General features: G+C 57.5%; 22 protein-coding genes. 5 read left to right on the top strand and 17 right to left on the bottom strand.

Annotated elements, in window-relative coordinates:
* The first annotated feature begins 89 nt into the window (after positions 1-89).
* A complete protein-coding gene (locus BM352_RS14605; protein ID WP_090218221.1) occupies positions 90-1,058 on the top strand; it encodes a LysR family transcriptional regulator in 969 nt (322 codons plus the stop codon).
* Between the two features lie 30 nt (positions 1,059-1,088).
* Here the strand turns inward: BM352_RS14605 and BM352_RS14600 are convergent, their stop codons facing one another.
* From BM352_RS14600 to secG, 14 genes are all read right to left on the bottom strand, one after another.
* Positions 1,089-2,273, bottom strand: coding sequence for a DegT/DnrJ/EryC1/StrS family aminotransferase (locus BM352_RS14600; RefSeq protein WP_425434539.1), 1,185 nt, complete (start codon positions 2,271-2,273; stop codon positions 1,089-1,091).
* A 72-nt stretch (positions 2,274-2,345) separates the two neighbouring features.
* A complete protein-coding gene (locus BM352_RS14595) occupies positions 2,346-3,641 on the bottom strand; it encodes an NAD(P)/FAD-dependent oxidoreductase (RefSeq protein ID WP_090218219.1) in 1,296 nt (431 codons plus the stop codon).
* Positions 3,638-5,020 (bottom strand): glutamine synthetase family protein, encoded by a 1,383-nt coding sequence (locus BM352_RS14590; protein ID WP_090218216.1) that lies wholly within the window; start codon positions 5,018-5,020, stop codon positions 3,638-3,640. The genes BM352_RS14595 and BM352_RS14590 overlap by 4 nt, the downstream gene beginning before the upstream one ends.
* Positions 5,010-5,711, bottom strand: coding sequence for a type 1 glutamine amidotransferase (locus BM352_RS14585; RefSeq protein WP_090218214.1), 702 nt, complete (start codon positions 5,709-5,711; stop codon positions 5,010-5,012). The genes BM352_RS14590 and BM352_RS14585 overlap by 11 nt, the downstream gene beginning before the upstream one ends.
* 101 nt (positions 5,712-5,812) lie before the next feature.
* Entirely contained in the window at positions 5,813-7,147 is a 1,335-nt protein-coding gene (locus BM352_RS14580; RefSeq protein ID WP_090218213.1) for a glutamine synthetase family protein, read from the bottom strand.
* 3 nt (positions 7,148-7,150) lie between these two features.
* Positions 7,151-7,957, bottom strand: a complete 807-nt coding sequence (locus BM352_RS14575) for an ABC transporter permease (RefSeq protein ID WP_090218211.1) — start codon at positions 7,955-7,957, stop codon at positions 7,151-7,153.
* The gene (locus BM352_RS14570; protein WP_090218209.1) at positions 7,954-8,820 is read right to left on the bottom strand and encodes an ABC transporter permease; all 867 of its coding nucleotides are present in this window, start codon (positions 8,818-8,820) and stop codon (positions 7,954-7,956) included. The genes BM352_RS14575 and BM352_RS14570 overlap by 4 nt, the downstream gene beginning before the upstream one ends.
* A gap of 84 nt (positions 8,821-8,904) precedes the next feature.
* Positions 8,905-9,636: a transporter substrate-binding domain-containing protein gene (locus BM352_RS14565; protein ID WP_090218206.1), complete on the bottom strand. Its 732-nt coding sequence runs from the start codon at positions 9,634-9,636 to the stop codon at positions 8,905-8,907.
* Between the two features lie 38 nt (positions 9,637-9,674).
* Positions 9,675-10,454, bottom strand: coding sequence for an ABC transporter ATP-binding protein (locus BM352_RS14560; protein ID WP_090218204.1), 780 nt, complete (start codon positions 10,452-10,454; stop codon positions 9,675-9,677).
* An 84-nt stretch (positions 10,455-10,538) separates the two neighbouring features.
* Complete coding sequence (locus BM352_RS14555) at positions 10,539-11,264, bottom strand: phosphate/phosphite/phosphonate ABC transporter substrate-binding protein (protein WP_245780999.1); 726 nt, start codon at positions 11,262-11,264, stop codon at positions 10,539-10,541.
* A gap of 14 nt (positions 11,265-11,278) precedes the next feature.
* Entirely contained in the window at positions 11,279-11,725 is a 447-nt protein-coding gene (locus tag BM352_RS14550) for a tellurite resistance TerB family protein (protein ID WP_090218200.1), read from the bottom strand.
* Positions 11,726-11,763: 38 nt separating this feature from the next.
* Complete coding sequence (locus tag BM352_RS14545; RefSeq protein ID WP_090218196.1) at positions 11,764-12,057, bottom strand: DUF1330 domain-containing protein; 294 nt, start codon at positions 12,055-12,057, stop codon at positions 11,764-11,766.
* Positions 12,057-13,700 (bottom strand): CTP synthase, encoded by a 1,644-nt coding sequence (locus BM352_RS14540; protein WP_090218194.1) that lies wholly within the window; start codon positions 13,698-13,700, stop codon positions 12,057-12,059. Before BM352_RS14540 ends, BM352_RS14545 begins: the two co-directional genes overlap by 1 nt.
* Positions 13,701-13,868: 168 nt before the next feature.
* The gene (gene secG / locus BM352_RS14535; RefSeq protein ID WP_090218192.1) at positions 13,869-14,231 is read right to left on the bottom strand and encodes a preprotein translocase subunit SecG; all 363 of its coding nucleotides are present in this window, start codon (positions 14,229-14,231) and stop codon (positions 13,869-13,871) included.
* Positions 14,232-14,372: 141 nt separating this feature from the next.
* Here secG and BM352_RS14530 point away from each other — a divergent pair, with 141 nt between their 5' ends.
* A complete protein-coding gene (locus tag BM352_RS14530; RefSeq protein ID WP_090218190.1) occupies positions 14,373-15,668 on the top strand; it encodes an adenylosuccinate synthase in 1,296 nt (431 codons plus the stop codon).
* A gap of 10 nt (positions 15,669-15,678) precedes the next feature.
* Positions 15,679-15,900 carry a DUF2842 domain-containing protein gene (locus tag BM352_RS14525; RefSeq protein WP_090218188.1) on the top strand — a complete coding sequence of 74 codons (222 nt, stop codon included), beginning with the start codon at positions 15,679-15,681 and terminating at the stop codon, positions 15,898-15,900.
* Between the two features lie 97 nt (positions 15,901-15,997).
* Here BM352_RS14525 and BM352_RS18820 read toward each other — a convergent pair whose 3' ends face one another.
* The 3 genes from BM352_RS18820 to BM352_RS14510 all read right to left on the bottom strand — a co-directional run bounded on the left by BM352_RS18820 (position 15,998) and on the right by BM352_RS14510 (position 17,204).
* Positions 15,998-16,549: a GNAT family N-acetyltransferase gene (locus tag BM352_RS18820; protein WP_139229842.1), complete on the bottom strand. Its 552-nt coding sequence runs from the start codon at positions 16,547-16,549 to the stop codon at positions 15,998-16,000.
* A gap of 183 nt (positions 16,550-16,732) precedes the next feature.
* Positions 16,733-16,990, bottom strand: coding sequence for a DUF1127 domain-containing protein (locus tag BM352_RS19175; RefSeq protein ID WP_245780998.1), 258 nt, complete (start codon positions 16,988-16,990; stop codon positions 16,733-16,735).
* The gene (locus BM352_RS14510) at positions 16,980-17,204 is read right to left on the bottom strand and encodes a DUF1127 domain-containing protein (RefSeq protein WP_090218184.1); all 225 of its coding nucleotides are present in this window, start codon (positions 17,202-17,204) and stop codon (positions 16,980-16,982) included. Before BM352_RS14510 ends, BM352_RS19175 begins: the two co-directional genes overlap by 11 nt.
* 131 nt (positions 17,205-17,335) lie before the next feature.
* Here BM352_RS14510 and BM352_RS14505 point away from each other — a divergent pair, with 131 nt between their 5' ends.
* Together BM352_RS14505 and BM352_RS14500 are read left to right on the top strand one after the other, a co-directional pair.
* The gene (locus BM352_RS14505) at positions 17,336-18,235 is read left to right on the top strand and encodes a LysR family transcriptional regulator (RefSeq protein WP_090218182.1); all 900 of its coding nucleotides are present in this window, start codon (positions 17,336-17,338) and stop codon (positions 18,233-18,235) included.
* A gap of 111 nt (positions 18,236-18,346) precedes the next feature.
* Positions 18,347-18,676, top strand: coding sequence for a carboxymuconolactone decarboxylase family protein (locus BM352_RS14500; RefSeq protein ID WP_425434538.1), 330 nt, complete (start codon positions 18,347-18,349; stop codon positions 18,674-18,676).
* Positions 18,677-18,869: the final 193 nt, after the last annotated feature.

Raw genomic sequence — 18,869 nt, 5'->3', positions numbered from 1 at the left:
TCTGGTCTCCGGTTTGAGTTGAGGGTAGCTTACGCTTGGCGTTTGACCTCGGCAATCGGGATTAACGCTTTGCGGGCTGGGGATTTCAGATGGTCGACACACCGGGAAAAATTACGCTGTGGCAGGTGGAGATCTTCGTCGCGGCTGCGGAAGAGCCGTCGATTACGGCCGCTGCAAGGAGGTTGGGGGCCAGCCCCTCTGCGGTCAGCCAGCAGCTGTCAAATCTGGAGGCCGCACTTGGCGCCCGTCTGCTCACGCGGACGGAGCGACCGATGCCGCTGACCCAAGCCGGAGAGCTGTTCTTGCGCCGCGCGCAAACAATCTTGCATGAAGCTGCGATGGCGACCTCGGAGCTGGCGTTGAAAGACCTGTCGGCGCGGATGCGATTACGGATCGGCATGATCGAAGACTTTGACGCGGATGTAACGCCCGCCATGCTGACCCGCTTGGCCGAGCAAATGCCCAAGACGCAGTTTCTACTCGAAACCGGCGCGTCACACCGCCTTCTGGACCAGCTTGAATCCCGCGCACTGGATATGGTGGTCGCCGCCGAGCCGAGCGATCTGCCGCCATCCTACGAGGTGCACTCTTTAATGGAAGATCCGTTCGTCGTGGTTACTCCGCGCCGCATGGTGCGCGAAGGGGCGGACCTCATGGCGACCCTGCGAGCCAACCCGCTGATCCTCTACACGTCGCGGCATGTGATGGGACGCCAAATCGCCTCGCATCTGTCGCGGGTGAAGCTGCAGGCCTCGCACCGTTTCGAGCTGGACAGCTACCATGCGATCATGGCGATGGTTGCACGCGGCGAGGGGTGGACCATTCTGACGCCATTGGGCGTGATGCGGGCAAAGCGATTTATCGACCGTGTGGACGTGTTCGAGCTGCCGTTCGAGCCGTTGTCGCGCCGCATTTCTCTCATGGCAAGGGAAGGGGCGACGCAAGACATGCCTGCCCAAGTCGCGAGTGAACTCGGGCCGTTATTACAGAGTGAGATCGTCGAATACTGCACTCATAAAATGCCTTGGCTTAAAGGGCAGATGCGAATTTTACCTTGATGTCACAAGCCGCCCGCATCGGTGATTAAATTACGCGCGCACCTCAGCCGCCGCAGCAACAAGCGCCTCCGCTATATAGTCCAACTCGTTGCGGGTCAGTCTCGCAGGCAGGCGCGTGTCGCAGGCTTTTGCAAGCATGGCGCGGGTTTTGGGCAGGGCTGGCACCTCCCCGGGGATAAACTGCCAATTCCAGAATGCGCGTGCGTTGTCTTTCGACAAGCCAAACACCTGAGTGCTGACACCGCGCTGCTTCGTGGCATCCATAAAAGCACTGGCCTCGTCGGCGGTGAAATCGTTCAGGTTGAATTGGATTGAGTCTGGTGCACGCATCTCGTGCTTAAGTGGGGCGGGAACAGTGAAATACCCGCTTTGGGTCAGCTTTTCGGCGACATAGTCGTGGTTCGCTCTGCCATCCGCGACGCGGCGTGCAAGCAACGGAAGCTGTGGCCGGATCACACAAGCGCTCAGGTTCTGCATTCGGACGTTATACAGCGGAAGTTTGTTTTGCCATTTCGCTGCGTAGTCCCCGATGATGGCGTGTTTGGACCAGTTGTGCTCATAGGCTCCGGACATGATGACCGCGCGGGCGATCAACTCAGCGTCGTCGGTGATCATAATGCCGCCTTCGCCCGCATTGATCATCTTATAGCTTTGGAACGAGAAGCACCCGATTTTGCCCAATGTCCCGATGTTGCGATTGTCCCATTTGGTGCCCAAGGAATGTGCTGCGTCCTCGATAACAGGCAAGCCATGCAGATCAGCGAGCCGCAAAATCGCGTCCATATCGGAGGTATGGCCCCGCATGTGGCTAATCAAGACAGCGTCTGCGGTCGCGATCTTGCGTTCTAGATCGACCAGATCAACGCGGTAATTGTCGCCGACCTCTACCAGCACCGGCAAGCAATCCGCGTGGACAACCGCCGACGGTACGGCCGCAAACGTAAATGCAGGGATCAGGACTTTGGCGTCGCGCGGCAGGTCCAGCGCTTTGAGGGACAAAAACAGCGCGGCAGAGCAAGATGACACCGCAAGTGCGTATTTCGCGCCCAAAAGATCTGCGAATTCCTGCTCCAGCAGGGCGACTGGGGAATTTTCGGGGGCGGTGTAGCGAAACAGATCGCCGGATTGCATCAATGTGTCAATCGCATCGCGTGCTGCCTGCGGGATCGGTTCTGCGTCATATGTATTCGGGGCTTCGATGGGCATGTCGCGCATGACGGGTTCGCTTTTTCCAAAATGAACTTTCGGAAAACCTGTAACCTATTTTTCGATCATCCGAAAGGGGCTCTAGATGCCCAGCCTGTCGCGGGTTGCGTACCATGTCATGGCCAACGCCAGGAGCGGTGACCGGAATGCAGAGCCGCCTGGAAAACGTGCTGTAGGAAGTCTTTCCAAACGGTCGAACCCGTCGCTATCGCCGCGCACCGCGCTTGCCAGTACTTTGCCCGTGAAGGCCGCCAAAGCGACACCGTGTCCCGAATATCCCGCCGCTGCCAACACACCCGGCTGCGGGCGCGAAATATGGGGCAGGCGGGACATCGTGATCGCCAGTGTGCCGCCCCATGCATGGGTGATCTCCACGTCTTTGAGTTGCGGAAAGACCTGCTCCATCGGCTTGCGCACCACAGAGGCGATATCGCTTGGAAATCGGTAACCATAGCTTTCGCCGCCACCGAACAGCAGTCGCCCGTCCTCGCTCAGCCGGTAATAGTTGACCACGAATTTGCTGTCCGACACCGCAATATCGCGCCGCAAGACATCCGCCACGCGATCACCAAGAGGCGCGGTGGCCGCAATGAAGTTGTTGATCGGCATGACTCGGGACGCGGTGGGACGGCTCAGGCTTGTGCCATACCCGTTGGTCGCTTGAATGACATGGGAGGCGTCCACGCGCCCTTGGTCGCACCGAACGCTGGTGCCCTTAATCTTGTGTGCGCGAGTGGTTTCATAGATGCGCACGCCAGCTGCGACACAGGCACGCGCCAGGCCGAGCGCGTAGCGCAACGGATGCAGGTGGCCAGCGCCATGATCGAGCGTGCCGCCCTTATAGGCAGGGGCGCGGATCACTTCATACAGCGCTTCTTGCGACAGTGACTCGATCTTATCATAGCCGTATCGTTCCGCCAGATACGCCGCATCTTCGTGATCTTCGCGGGTCCCGCTGGCGTGCCAGTTTGCGTGCGCGATGCCGGCCTTAAAATCGGCCTCCGGCGCGTATGTGGCGGCAAGTTCCTTGGTCAGTGCCATCGCCTCTTGCGACATCTCCCAAAGCTTGGCCGCATCCTCGAAACCCACGATTTTTTCAAGATCTTGTTGGGATTTGTTGAAGCCCGATTGAACTTGTCCGCCATTGCGCCCAGATGCCCCGAAGCCGACGCGCTGGGCGTCAATCAGAACGACGTCTAGGCCGGATTGCGCGGCATGTAGTGCCGCCGACAATCCGGTGTAACCCCCGCCAATGACGCATAGATCAGCACGGATTTCGCCACGCAGCGATGGGAAAGGGGCCAAAAGGTCAGATGTCGCGGCGTAATAGCCGTCAGGATAGGCTCCGCGCCGATCATTGGAATCGAGTAAGTTCATACGTTTAGAAGAAGATGCTCGCGCTCCCAAGGAGAGATCACTTGCAAGAATTCATCGTATTCAGCGGTTTTGACGATCTCGTAGACGCGCGCAAATTCCGGATGAAGTACGTCCCGTATTTTTTGGGAATCATTAAGCAATCCTAAAGCCGAGAACAGATCGCGCGGAATGTCCTCCATGCCCTCATAGGCGTCGCCCTTGAATTCCTTCGTTGGGCGTTTGCGTTCTTTCAGCCCCAGATAGCCACAGGCCAAAGACGCGGCAATGCCCAGATAGGGGTTGCAATCCATGCCCGCCAAACGGTTCTCAACGCGGCGCGAGTTGGCATCAGAAATCGGCACGCGAATACCTGTGGTGCGGTTGTCCCGGCCCCACTCCAGATTGATCGGCGCGGCGTGATCTTTGACGTAGCGCCGATAGCTGTTCACATACGGGGCCAGCAGCGCGATGACAGAGGGTAAATGGTTCTGGAGACCCGCTATGAAGTGGTAGAACGCGTCTGTCTCTGCGCCGCGCGGACCTGTGAAGATATTCGCACCGGTTTTGGTGTCCACGACAGAATGGTGGATATGCATCGCGCTTCCCGGCTCGCCCTCTATCGGCTTGGCCATGAAGGTTGCAAAGCAATCGTGACGCAAGGCGGCCTCGCGGATCAGGCGTTTGAAATAGAAGATTTCGTCGGCAAGTTTCACCGGATCGCCGTGGCGAAGGTTGATCTCCAACTGACCTGCGCCGCCTTCTTGGGTGATACCGTCGATCTCGAACCCCATATCCTCGGCGAAGTCGTAAATGTCGTCGATGACAGGGCCGAATTCGTCGACGGCGCTCATGGAATAGGCCTGTCGCGCAGCGGCGGGCCTGCCTGATCGCCCCATCATCGGGGCGATCTCTTCCGCGGGGTTGATATTTCGGGCAACGAGGTAGAATTCCATCTCGGGGGCCACAACAGGCTCCCAGCCTTCTTTGCGATAAAGCTCTACAATCCGCTTGAGGACATTACGCGGCGCAAAGGCGATCGGCTCGCCTGCTTGGTCGAACGCGTCATGGATGACCTGCAAGGTCCAGTCGCCCGTCCACGGCGCCGCGCAGGCGGTTTCCATATCGGGTTTCAGCACCATATCCGGCTCTGTGAAGCCGCCTTCGCCGGCAGCCTCGCCCCAACCGCCGGTAATCGTCTGGAAATAGATCGAGTTGGGCAGGAAAAATTGCGCCTGCTTGGCAAATTTGCTCGCAGGGACCGCCTTACCACGGGCAATACCGGGCAAGTCCGAGACGACACACTCCACTTCGTCGAGCCGGTGCCCTTGCAAATAGTTTGCGGCGGCTTCTGGCAGGTGCGCCATCCAGTCGATTTCGCTTTGTTTTGGCTTACTTGGCATTTGCGGCCTCTCGGGACTGCTTGAAAAACTCGGCGAACTTCGCGCCGAGAAGGTGATTGTCAGCGCCTTGAACAGCGTTCTGTGCCGCGCGGTCCATCAGATCGTCAGGATAGTCGGCACTGCCTTTGCGCAGACGCACATATTCGCCGATGACTGGACCGCCAAATTCGGGGTGGGGTTGCACGGTGTAGGCGCGGGTATCGTAAACGAGGGCGGCATTCTCGCAAAAGTCATTCGATGCGATAGTTTTCGCGCCTTCCGGCAGGCGAATTACTTGATCCTGATGCCACGCGTTCAGCTTGACCGTGCCTAGATCTTCGAAGTTGTAGTCGTTCAACCCGATGGCCCAGCCCCCGTTGAATTTCTCCACATGTCCGCCAAGGGCTTGCGCGATGATTTGATGGCCGAAGCACACGCCGACCATGGGGACGTGTTCGGCATAGGCCTGCTGGATGAAGGTTTCCAACAGCGGGATAAAAGGGCGGTCATCATAGGCGCCGTGGCGCGAGCCTGTCAGAAGCCAGCCGTCACAGGCATGGACGCTCGCGGGAAATTGCAGGTTCTCCACGTCGTAATCCTCGAAGGTGAAGCCGTTCCCGTCGAGCAGGTCGTGAAACATGCCGGGATAGTCGCCGAATTTCTCTTCCACTTCGGGTGCTGCATGGCCGCAGGTCAGGATACCGATTTTCATTTTGGCCTCGTTGAGGGGTTTGCCGTGAGGCTATCCGAGCGTTTTGAAGCTGGATAGGGGGAGGGATATGTTCGATGGATTTTTTTCGACGCGGCCCCCGCCTAAACCGTGTCCAGATAGAGATCGATGCGCTCTGCTTCGGTCAGCTCTTGGTAATATTGCGCCTCTTGCTTCTTGGTCATCAGGAAGTTGCGGATCAGTTGACGCGGCAAAATTCGGTGCAGCAGTTCGGAGCCTTCGAACACCGCAATTGAATCAGCCCATGTGGTGGGCAGTTGCGGCAAGTCGGCGTCATAGGCAGAACCGGTAATCGGGGCGGGCGCTTCCATTTTGTCTTCCAACCCGACCAGAGCAGCGCCGAGGACGGCAGCCAACATCAAATAAGGGTTGATATCACCACCCGCGACGCGGTGCTCGATCCTGCGGGCCTGATGCGCGCCGGCAGGCACGCGAATGGCGGCCGTGCGGTTCTCATAGGCCCAGGCAATCCCAGTGGGGGCGTGCGCACCTGGGGTGAAGCGTTCGTAGCTGTTGCCATGGGGGGCAAGGATCAGCATAGATGCAGGCATGGCGGCGATGCATCCCGCAATCGCATGACGCAGGGCGGGCGTGCCTTCTTCGCCTCCATCGTCGAAGATGTTTTTGTCTGCCTTATCAAGGATCGAAAAATGCGTGTGCATGCCTGTGCCGGTGTGCTCTGCATAGGGTTTGGCCATGAAGCTGGCCGCAAAGCCATGCTTGCGGGCCAGCCCGTGGATCAGCAGCTTGAACAGCCACGCATCGTCCGCGGCCTTCATGGCATCGTCGGTATGCACAAGGTTTATCTCGTATTGCCCCATCCCCGCTTCGGAAATGGCGGTCTCGGCGGGAATATCCATGGCCTCGCAAGCGTCATACAGCTCGGTGAAGAAGTCGTCGAACATGTCCAGCGCACGCATCGACAAGACCTCGCCGCCCAAGCGTCGTTTGCCGGAACGGGGCGAGGGGGGCGGCTGCAATTCGTCGCTGGAATCGTCGATCAGGTAGAATTCCAACTCCGTTGCTACAACCGGCCGCAGATCCATTTCCGCAAAGCGGTCGAGGACGGACTTCAACGCATGACGAGGGTCGCCTTGGAATGGCGTGCCATCCTCCAGAAACATCCACATCGGCAACAGCGCGGACGGGTTTGCCAGCCACGGCATCGGCACAAAACCGCGCTCCGTTGGCATCAGGACGCCATCGCGATCGCCTGAGGCAAAAACCAGCGGGCTGTCCTCGATGTCTTCGCCCCAAATATCGACGTTCAGCACTGACATCGGCATCCGCGAGCCGTCAGTCGACAGCTTGTGTGCGAAGCGTGCGGGCATGCGCTTCCCGCGTGCCTGACCGTTCAAATCTGCGACTGCAGCGCGAATGTTGCGCACGGTGGGGTTGTCGCGAAGCCAACTGTCCATATTTTACCTGATGATTTGGGGGCGATAGCGCAGTTTGCGCCGGTGTTCTTGTGGAAGGTGGCGGTTCAAGTAGCGGTTCACAAGGCCGAACAGCGCAATCACCGTCAGTGTCAGCAAAATAAAGTACCCCGCGACGATGGGGTAAGGAACGAACGGGTTGAACGTCTTATCCGCGAAGTAATTCGCGTAGTAGAGCGCATCGCCCTTTTGCTGAAACGCCGGAAAGCCCGAAAAGAAGACGAGCGTGGTGGCGTGGAATAGGAATATCGCCTCATTTGTGTAGGCGGGCCATGCGAGCCGAAGCATCGTAGGCCATACGACGCGGCGAAAGCGGGTCCAACCTGCCATGCCGTAGGCATCGGCGGCCTCGACTTCGCCTTTGGGCACGGAACGCAGTGCGCCGTAAAAGATCTCGGCCGAATAGGCGGAAGTGTTCAAGAAAAGCACAATCAGCGCACCTGCCCATGCAGAAGTTAACCAGTCAAACCCGCCGGTAGATTGCTTGAGATTGAGGAACAAGAAATAGGCGAGGAAGAACTGGATAAACAGCGGCGAGCCTCGGAAGATCAGGATGAACCAGTCGGCAGGTTTGCGCAGCCACGGGTTTTGCGCAGCTTTGGCCACGGCGACCAGATTGGCCAGAAAGAAGCCCGCCAGCAGTGCCAGAAGCCCGAAATAAATGTTCCAGAACATTCCTGAGCCAATGAGCGTCACCTGCTGGCAAATCGTGAAATCGTCACGCGGCAGCAACCGCTCGCCGTAGCCCAAGCTGCGGAATGCGTAGGCCTGCACGGTGTCCCAACAGCTCACGTGGCACCCCCCAAAGTGGCTTGGCCATGTGTCAGACGCTTCATCACCCGTTCCAGAACGAACTCAGAAAGTTTGGTAAAGGCGAGATAGAAGACCAGAAGCGCAAGAAAATACCACAGACGCCAGTCCCCATGGGGATAGTCGGTAAAGCGCGGCGTTTTCGTTCCGCCCAACTCACGCGCCCAATAGACGATATCCTCCACGCCTAGCAAGAATAGCAGCGGTGTGGCTTTGATCAGCACCATCCACAAGTTGCTCAGGCCGGGCAGGGCGTAGACCCACATTTGCGGCACGATGATACGACGGAAGGCTTGGGCTGTGGTCATGCCATAGGCCTGCGCCGTTTCAACCTGGGCTTTGGGGATCGCGTTCATCGCGCCATAGAGCACGTTGGCGGCGAAGGCCCCGAAAACGATGGCAAAGGTCAGAACAGCGGTGAAAAAGCCGTAAACCTCATGCACCCATTGAGGCGCGTTGCCCAAGGGCAGTTTTGCCGCTTGGCATACGACGAAATCATTGCCCTGCCGGATCGGTTGATCCCAGTCAGGGCAAAGATATTGGTGGCGCATCCACTCGAACCCCTGATCCAGCGCAATGACGAAAAACAGGAAAAAGGCGATGTCAGGTACACCGCGCACAACCGAGATGTAAATTTTGCCAAACCAGCGGATCGGCAGAATCTTGGATCGCGCTGCAACTGCTCCGCCAAATCCGAAGATCAAGGCAGCAGGGGCGGTGATGGCCAGTAGCGTTAGCACGGTGCCAAATGCCCAATAGAGTCCCATATGCTTGCCTGTGGTCAGGTAGCAGCTGAGCCATGACAGGCCTTCAAGCGTTGATGGGTCGGCGCAATAGCTAAAAATGGGATGGCCCGCTAACAGGTCGGAAATTACACAATAGTGCCCGAGAAACGAGGTGGAGCAACGCGCCCCACCTCATTCGAGTTCTTAGAACGTTGCGGAGCCAGGCAGGTGCTTGGTGATCAGTGCGTTCAGGGAGCCGTCAGCCTTCATCGACTGGATGGCTTTGTTGAACTTCTCTTTCAGTTCGCCGTCGCTTTCACGCACGCCAAGACCGATGCCACCGCCCAGCAGGACGTCGTCGCCCACGAGGGACAGTTCGGCTTCGGCTTCCGCAACAGGCTCAAGGAAAGCTTTGTCGGCCAGAACCGCGTCAGCTTCGCCATTTTTCACTGCGGCCACGGTTTCTTCCGGTGTAGCGAACTCCACCAGAGTAACACCCGCCATAGAGGCGACGTGGCTTGCTTGGATGGTCGAAGCTTGTGCCGCGATGACGCCGGAAGTCAGGTCTGCATCTGCCGACATTGCGAGGAAGGCGGATGGATCCGGCTGGGTGTAAGGATCAGTGAAGTCGATCACTTCATCACGCTCTGCGGTGATGGACATGCCTGCAATGATGGTGTCGTAGTTGCCGGACACGAGGTTCGGGATGATGCTGTCCCACTCGTTTGTTACCCATTCGCAGGTCAGTTCGGCGCGTTTGCACAGCTCGTCGCCCAGCTCGCGCTCGAAGCCATCAACTTCGCCGGCATCGTTGATGAAGTTGTAGGGAGGGTAAGCGCCCTCGGTGCCCATGCGGATGGTTTTGCCATGGCCGTCAGCCAGCGCAAAACCTGCAGACATGACCAGAGCGGTCGTTGCAAGGATCAGGTTTTTCATAATTATTCTCCTAAGTTATGAGGTATTCTTTGTGTAAGTCAGGCTGGAACAGTGGCACTAAGAAACTGTTGCAGACGTTCGGTTTTAGGCGCGCCAAAGAGGTCGCTCGGGGCGCCTTCTTCTTCGATTTTGCCTTGGTGCAGGAAGATCACGTGGTCGCTCACATCTGCCGCTAGGCGCATGTCATGGGTCACGATGATCATTGTGCGGCCTTCAGCAGCAAGATCTTTGATGACCTTTACCACCTCTTGCTCCAGTTCAGGATCAAGGGCGGAGGTTGGCTCGTCAAACAGCAGCGCCTTGGGTTGCATGCAAAGCGCCCGAGCAATCGCGGCGCGTTGCTGTTGCCCGCCCGACATTTGGGCGGGGTAGACGTCGCATTTGTCACCGATCCCAACTTTGTCGAGCAGGGCACGCGCACGGGGTTCTACCACCGCGCGGTCCTCGCCCAGAACGGTGACCGGCGCTTCCATAACGTTTTGCAGGATCGTCATATGGGCCCACAAATTGAACTGCTGGAACACCATCGACAGGTTCGTTCGGATACGCGTGACCTGCTTGTGGTCCGCGGGGCGGCGGTTCATGCCGCTGCCTTTCCATGTCACGGGTTCACCGCAGAACAGGACCTCGCCTTGCTGGCTGTCTTCCAGAAGGTTGGCGCAACGCAGTAATGTGGACTTACCCGAGCCGGACGACCCGATGAGCGAGACAACGTCGCCAGCCTGCGCCGAGACGGAAACGCCTTTGAGAACCTCCAGCGTGCCATAGGCTTTGTGGAGATCTTGAATTTCCAGAACGGGGGGCGTGTTGGCAGACACGTAAGCTCGCAGATTGTTTAACAGTTGCGCAGTAGGGCCGAATTCTTCTGGTTTTGCAATGGGGTTCTCGGGGGTAACGCAGGGTCAGTTTTGCGGAGGCGGCGGAGTCTCGACCTGCAAATAGGCGCTTGGATTGATCTGTGTCGTGCCGCGAAGCCCCAAGCACGCCCTATCCGCCTGGCTCATCGCATCGACCGCCGTTTCCAGTGCCGTTGAAATAAGCGCCGCGTCATAGTGCGGGGCGCATATATAGGGCAGGGTCGGCGTCGGCGCTGTCTCTTCGATCACGCAAAGCTCTGCCGCGACGTCGTCCCACTTGCAAATCATTTGCCACGTAAGAGCGTCAATTGCCGCAATCGCGGCCCGCCCTTCAGCGACAGCACGGGCGGAGGCGCGATGCGCGCCCGTCTCGATCATCGGGCCAAGCGTCAGGCCGGTTTGGATCATATGTGAATGAAGCGCGGCCCAACCGCTTTGTGAAAGTGGGTCGTTATAGGCAGCGGGTGCTTCGTTGAACTGCTCTAGCGTCGCGCCGTTTCGATCGCGATGGGCGATTATCACGGAATAGTAGTGCCCTGCAGGGCAATCGAGGGCCAGCACAGGCGTTGCCACCAAGCGTACCTTGTCAGAAAGGAGCGCACGGTAGGGATAGCCGCAGGTTTGCGACAGGACCAAATCAGGCGCAGTCCAGTGACCTATCAGATCAGGGAGATCGCGGGTCAGTCGTTCAGGAGTATCAAAGGGAAGCGATTTTCGAATTGCCTGCCAGAACCGGTCATTGGCGGCAGCCGTTTCCGGCCGGTCATACATGGGCAGACTGGCAATCATTCCAACCGGGCTTCGACCCTTTGACGCGCGAGGGCGCTGTCGCGGTCGTTGATGCCCAGAAGCGGCGCAATCAGTCGAAGCGCACCTTCCTCTTCGTGGTCGCGCTCACCATCGGCTAGGACCAACTCCCAAAGGGCCTCGACTACCTCTGTGCGGCTGTCGAGATCCACGGCATCCTTGATCGAGCGCGTGAACTTCACCGTATCATAGGCCGTGTTTTCAATCTCTTCGGCTTCGTGGCGCAACGCAGCGGCACCCGCAGCGCCCAGATCGGGGTAGTGGCGCGACAGGATCACGTCGATCTTTTCCACTTCGCTTTGTGTGTATTCATCATTGGCACGGGCCACACGGACCAGCAGCGCAGCAAGAGCAAGGCGGGCGTCGCCTGCATCCAGCGGTTCATCTTTGGCGGCGGTGAGCCGCTTGAAAAAATCAGCAATCATATCGGTAAAGGACAGGCGGCGCGGCGCGGTGTCAAGCGCTAGGCGTCATAGCCTTCGACGATGACAAGGTCAGCTTGGGAGATCGGGTCACGGATCGCTTTGGCCGCTTGGTAGTCGGCGCTGTCATAACAATTTCGTGCGGCTTCAAGAGATGGGAACTCTATGACAACAGTCCGCGACCTGCTGGCCCCCTCGCGGACCTCTTGCGCGCCGCCGCGCACGACGAAACGTGCGCCGTATTTGGCGAAGGGGGCGGCGTTGGCGGCTTTGTATTGCTCGTAAGTCTCGGGGTCCGAGACATCGACATGGGCGATCCAGTAAGCTTTGGGCATTACACCAGCCTCGAGTTTTCCTTAGCCGCCCGCACGAAGTCGCGGAAAAGCGGGTGAGGGGCGAAGGGTTTGGATTTCAGTTCGGGGTGGAACTGTACGCCGATGAACCACGGATGGTCTTTGACTTCGACGATTTCAGGCAATTTTCCGTCGGGCGACATGCCAGAGAAAATCAGGCCTTTCGCCTCAAGCTCCGCCTTGTATTTGATGTCCACTTCGTAGCGGTGGCGGTGGCGTTCTTCGATGGAGGTGGTGCCATAGACCTCGGCCACGCTGGACCCTTCGGTGAGCGTCGCGTTGTAGGACCCAAGACGCATGGTGCCGCCCTTGTCGTCGGTTTCCTTGCGTTTGACCCGATGGTTGCCCTGTACCCATTCCTTGAGGTGGTAGACAACTGGTGTGAAGCGCTTCTTGCCCGCCTCGTGATCAAATTCCTCGGAGCCGGCATCGGCCATGCCGGCCAGATTGCGCGCGGCCTCAATCACGGCCATTTGCATGCCAAGGCAGATGCCCAGATAAGGAATCTTCTTTTCGCGGGCGAATTGCGCCGCTTTGATTTTGCCTTCTGTCCCTCGCTCGCCAAAGCCGCCGGGGACAAGAATGGCGTGGAAACCTTCCAGATGGGGGGCCGCATCTTCGCGGTCAAACACCTCCGCGTCGACCCATTCGATGCGAACTTTCACACGGTTGGCCATGCCGCCATGGGTCAGGGCTTCCGCGATGGATTTGTAAGCGTCTTCCAACTGGGTGTACTTGCCAACGATGGCAACGCGCACCTCACCTTCGTAATTGTGGACACGGTCCGATACATCTTCCCAGACCGCCAGCTTCGGTTGTGGGGCGGGGGAAATGCCGAACGCGTCCAGAACGGCCTGATCCAGCCCTTCTTTGTGATAGGCCAGCGGTGCATCGTAGATCGAGCCGAGGTCATAGGCCGCAATCACACTGTCAGGGCGCACGTTGCAGAACAGGGCCAGCTTTTCGCGCTCCTTCTCGGGGATCGGATGTTCCGAGCGGCAGACCAGAATGTCCGGTGCGATGCCGATGGATTGCAGCTCTTTAACCGAGTGTTGCGTTGGCTTGGTTTTCAACTCGCCCGACGCCGCCAGATAAGGCAGCAATGTCAGATGCATGAACAGGCATTGCCCGCGGTCACGCTCGTGACTGAACTGGCGAATGGCTTCGAAGAAGGGGAGACCCTCGATGTCGCCAACGGTGCCGCCGATTTCGCAGAGCATGAAGTCGACCTCGTCCTCACCAATGGAGATGAAGTCTTTGATCTCGTTGGTGACATGCGGGATCACCTGAATGGTTTTCCCCAAGTAGTCGCCGCGACGTTCTTTCTCCAGAACGGTGGAATAGACGCGACCGGAAGAAATGGAATCAGTCATCCGCGCAGCGACGCCGGTGAACCGTTCGTAGTGGCCGAGGTCCAGATCGGTTTCGGCGCCGTCGTCGGTAACGAACACTTCGCCATGCTCGAACGGGCTCATCGTGCCGGGGTCTACATTCAAATACGGGTCCAACTTGCGCAGGCGCACCGAATAGCCACGGGCTTGCAGCAGTGCCCCAAGCGCCGCCGAGGCGAGGCCCTTGCCCAAAGAGGAAACCACCCCGCCGGTGATGAATACGAATCTTGCCATGGCTGGATATGTCCCGTGCTACCTGATTTTATTGGTGTTTCAGGGCACTGAAATGCCCTTACTCACGGGATTTAATCCATAAAGGATTCGGGGCGCTCCCGCAACTGTGCGCCGCAACATTATGTGGGTCGTTTTAGGTAACTACCCAGAATTAGTGGTAATTTGGTTCTATTCGTCGACGCGAGGAGGCGCCAGTGGTGCATCACCCGACGAAGGCAGTGTCGGCGGCAAGAGCGCGTCACCCGTAGGAACTTCGGATGGTGCAGGGGCCGTGATGGCTGTCGTGTCGAGCACCGAGCCAGAGTTGGAATTGCGCGCTGCAATAACCGTCAGGCTGATCGAGGTGATAACGAAGGCAATGCCAAAGACCCATGTCAGTTTACCCAAAGCGGAAATTGCAGGGCGACCGGACATCGCACCGCCGCCACCGCCGCCCATGCCCAAGCCACCGCCCTCGGAACGTTGGATCAGGACGATACCGATCAGGCACAAAGCGATGATCAGGTGGACAGTGAGAACGATGTTTTCCATGGGGCAGGGGCCTATGACGCAATTGTTTGGTGGTATGTAGTAGGGGCGGCGTCGTGGCGCAACCCGCCAATTGAGGCTTCCCCCCACGCCAAGGCGCTTGTATACGGGCGCGGGTTTAATCTCCGGGACAAGGAATTCAGCATGGCCAATGTGGTAGTTGTCGGCGCGCAATGGGGCGACGAGGGCAAGGGCAAGATCGTGGACTGGCTGTCGGAGCGTGCGGACGTTATCGCGCGCTTCCAAGGCGGTCACAACGCAGGCCACACGCTGGTCATTGACGGCAAGGTCTACAAGTTGTCCCTGCTGCCTTCGGGTATTGTGCGTGGTGGCAAGTTGTCGGTCATCGGCAACGGTGTTGTGCTGGACCCTTGGCATCTGGAAAAAGAAATTGCGTTGCTGAAAAGCCAAGGCGTAGAGATCAACGCCGACAACCTGATGATCGCGGAGAACACACCGTTGATCCTGCCGGTGCATGGCGAACTGGACCGCGCCCGCGAGGAAGCAGCCAATCCCGGCACCAAGATCGGCACGACCGGCCGCGGCATCGGCCCCGCCTATGAAGACAAGGTGGGCCGCCGCGCCATTCGCGTCGCTGATCTGGCCGACCGTGAAACACTGGAAACGCGCGTGGACCGTCTGCTGGTGCATCATGACGCATTGCGCCGCGGGATGGGCCTTGAGGCCGTTGATCGCGAAGCGCTGCTAGCGCAACTCGAAGCAATCGCGCCCTCGGTTCTGCAATATGCGGCGCCGGTCTGGAAGGTGCTGGCCGAGAAACGCAAAGCGGGAAAGCGCATCCTGTTTGAAGGTGCTCAAGGCGCATTGTTGGATATCGACTTTGGGACTTACCCATTTGTGACCTCGTCTAATGTTATCGCAGGTCAGGCTGCCACGGGCTCCGGTATGGGGCCAGGTGCGATTGATTTCGTGCTGGGCATCGTCAAGGCCTACACAACTCGCGTCGGGGAGGGGCCGTTCCCGTGTGAGTTGGACGACGCCGATGGGCAGCGTTTGGGAGAGCGTGGCCATGAGTTTGGCACCGTGACAGGCCGTAAGCGGCGTTGTGGCTGGTTTGACGCGGTTCTGGTGCGCCAGACCTGCGCGACCTCCGGTGTGTCCGGTATCGCCTTCACCAAGCTGGATGTGCTCGACGGCTTTGAAGAGCTGAAGATTTGCGTCGGCTACGAGTTGGACGGAAAACGCATTGACTATTTGCCCACGGCGTCTAGCCAGCAGGCCCGTTGCACACCGATCTATGAGACGATGCCCGGTTGGTCGCAATCCACCGAAGGCGCGCGGTCCTGGGCCGATTTGCCGGCCGAGGCGATCAAATATGTTCGTCGCGTGGAAGAGTTGATCGACTGTCCCGTCGCGCTACTCTCTACCTCGCCGGAGCGGGAGGACACGATCCTCGTGACCGACCCGTTCTCCGACTAAGGAGGCTCTCGTGGCTCTAAGCTACAAAGCACGTCGCCGCTGGGCGCTGGTTATCCTAATCATCGGGCTGCCGCTCTATATTGCGGTGGCGTGGTGGTTGGTCGGCACGCTGAGCCGTCCGAATGTGCTGGTTGAGTTGCTGATCTACGTGGCGCTCGGCATCGTCTGGGCGCTGCCGTTCAAGTTTATCTTCAAGGGCATCGGTCAGGCCGATCCTGATGCGGACGAATAGACATCCTTAAGGGCTTGCTGCGGATGCTGTTGTTGGGGGGCAAGGTCAGCTATGCGGACGAAGTGAGCTTTCTCTGCAGCTCCCCCGAACGGCTGCTTCATTCAAATGGCCTGTGAGCATAGCTTCTCGCCTCTCCGACGATCTCTTCTACCATGGACGCAGGCGTTGGCCAGCACGGATGGAGGACAGCTTCAACCGCATCCTGATCATTGCGCAGCAAGGCATGGTGCTTTGTCGCAAGGTGCCTCATGCGGCTGTTTTCTTTCAGGCACATCATCTGAATGGTCCTGACGCCCCTGTTTTGGGCCATTGCGAACATTCGCTCAAACAACGCATCTCCTATCCCGATATTTTGCCAGTCAAGTTCGACAGAGAAGGCAGCTTCCGTCGTTGATGGCCAGGAATGAAAGACGCCGCGCAGTTCAACAATTCCCCGCAACTGACCGCCGACACTAGCGCCGCAGACAATGCTGTCACCACGAAAGATGTTCTGTGCGTACTCTAAGATCCCATCGTCGCTGACTGCTCCACAAAACCGCGCACGACGAGATCCAAAATCGAGGCGTAGAAAGTGATCGCGAATGTTCTCTTGATTGGCTGCATAAATACGACTGACCAGTAGATCCTGTGGATGTCTATTGATACGCATTGCTGGGGCCTCCTGTTTGCACAACAGTTTGGGCCAGCATCCTCGGGAGGAGGTGAAGATGCTGGCCCTGTGCATTGGCGTTCCCTGTTGGTTTTTTTATCGCCGCTGCTCATGCTGGCTTACTCTGGGAGGAGCGAGAACCAGCACTTTTCGTTTATTTCTCAGACCAATCGACCTGTGCCTTTATTCGTTCGCCATCAATGTTTCAGCGTATTTGGGTATGTCGGATCGCTGGATACCGATCTGGGCAAGCTGATGATCACTCATGTTTGAGAGCGTCGACATCATCCGGGCAACTTGCATGGTTTTCAGTGCGGAGTTTGCCTTGCCTCCAATCCACGCCAACATTGACAGAAAGCGATGGGAGTTCTTTAACAAAAAGTTGAAAGCGGTGGCGGCGTAACGGTTTTCGGGTCCAACCGTATGTGAATTAACAGTCATAAGCGGCCTCCATAGCGTGTCTCTTGATGTTGCTACGCGAAATGCCCAGATCGAAAAGAACACGGTCTGAGAGCACCGAGAGTTCAAAAAGCGTGGCGCGATAGACCTTACGTTTGGCCAGAGCCTGTCGTATCTGATCTCGCTTTTGATGAAAAATTGTGCGGCCAGCATCCAAAACGACGTCTAGCCCACTGTTTGATCGCGTAACTGCCATGTGATTACCTCGTCCATTGCTGCGATGCAGTATTTATGCTGCACTGCAGAAGTGCGATTGTTTGGTAGCGCTCACAATTGGGCGATTTGGCAAAGGACCTGTTCCGGATTGGCATAGAGAAATGATGTAAAATGGATATTTCTGCGCAGATGTTAACCTTTGCGACTGTGGTCGAACGCGGCAGCATTTCGGCTGCGGCACGCAACATCGGACAGTCGCCCTCTGCGGTCAGCAAACAAATTGGTTTGCTTGAGGATCAGGTTCACTACCGTTTGCTTAATCGGACCAGAACAGGCGTGACTCCGACACAGGAAGGTCAGGAATTCTACGAAAAGTGCAAAGCCATGGCGGAAAAGTACAAAGAGGCCGAAGCACTAATCATGAACTTGGACGGTATCCCGCGTGGCATGCTCAGAATCGCGTCCAGCGTTGCGTTTGGTAACTCTAAGTTGATCCCTGTTTTGCCTGCATTTCTAGAGAAGAATCCCGACGTTCAAGTCTCATTGGAGCTCACAGATCGCGTTGTCGACTTGCAAAGCGAAGGCTTTGACGCGACCATATGTTTCGCCGAACAGCGTAAAATTCCCGACATCATGGTCCGTCGCATCATGCAGAGTCGTCGGGTTCTAGCTGCGTCACCTGCCTATCTGGAACGGTGCGGAATCCCCCAAAGTTTCGAAGAACTTAGAGAGCATAATTGCCTTAGGATTGCGGGAAATAACGGGCGAAACTCTTGGGGCAACCCCGAGCCATTCAATGACCAAGGCTTCGAAGCAACGGGACGTTTTGAGGGAAACAGCACTGACGTTGTCTATCGAGCAGCGCTTGCCGGCATTGGTATTGCGCGGCTGCCCTGTTACATGGCGGATCAAAAATTCCAGTCGGGTGAGTTGGTCCATGTTTTGCCGGAATACGCGCCACCAAGTACCGACATCGCCATCATGTTTGCCGACAAGCGCAACCTCGCACCGAAAACCCGTGGGTTCATTGATTTCCTTGTGCACCAATTTCGAGATGCCCCTGAATATTAAATGTCAGGGTCTTAGTCGCTGATACGTGAAGAATTACCGAAAGTCGGAAGAACCATGACGGAAAATACTACACAAACAGGCAGAGAACTCTCTGAACGTTTGAACCCAGGGATGGAAGACGCTCTGAATGCACGTTATGGCCACCTGCTCCCCGGAATGGCCGAAGGGGTCGTCGACTTCGCATATGGTCGCCAATATGCCCGACCTGGGTTACCCCTGCGTGACCGGTATTTGGCGACCATCGCCGCTTTGACTGCATTGGGTGGGCAGACAAGACCACAACTGATGGTCAATATCGCGGGTGGACGCAAAGCCGGATTATCCCAGGAAGAAATCGCAGAAGTCATTTGGCAGATGGCGCTCTATGGTGGCTTCCCTTCGGCAATCAATGCGCTGAACGCCGCGTTGGAAGTTTTTGAATCAGAGAATGGCGACGCCTGAGGAGCAAAATTTAAGAGTGATAACCGAGTGGTGAGAAGTCTCGTTCTCTAGCAGAATCGGACATTATGAACGCGCGGAGCGGACCTTCATGCGATGTGCAGCATCTGTCACTCTGGGCTCTACTCGGCCATTCAGGTTTTCAAGGACAATGCACATTATTTTCATCTTCAAACGCGAAACGAGGAGCGCATTG

The sequence above is a fragment of the Litoreibacter janthinus genome (assembly GCF_900111945.1).
GTDB classification, from domain to species: Bacteria; Pseudomonadota; Alphaproteobacteria; order Rhodobacterales; family Rhodobacteraceae; genus Litoreibacter; species Litoreibacter janthinus.
The sequence above is the reverse complement of the archived record's forward strand: the minus strand, read 5'-3'. Positions and strand labels throughout refer to the sequence as shown.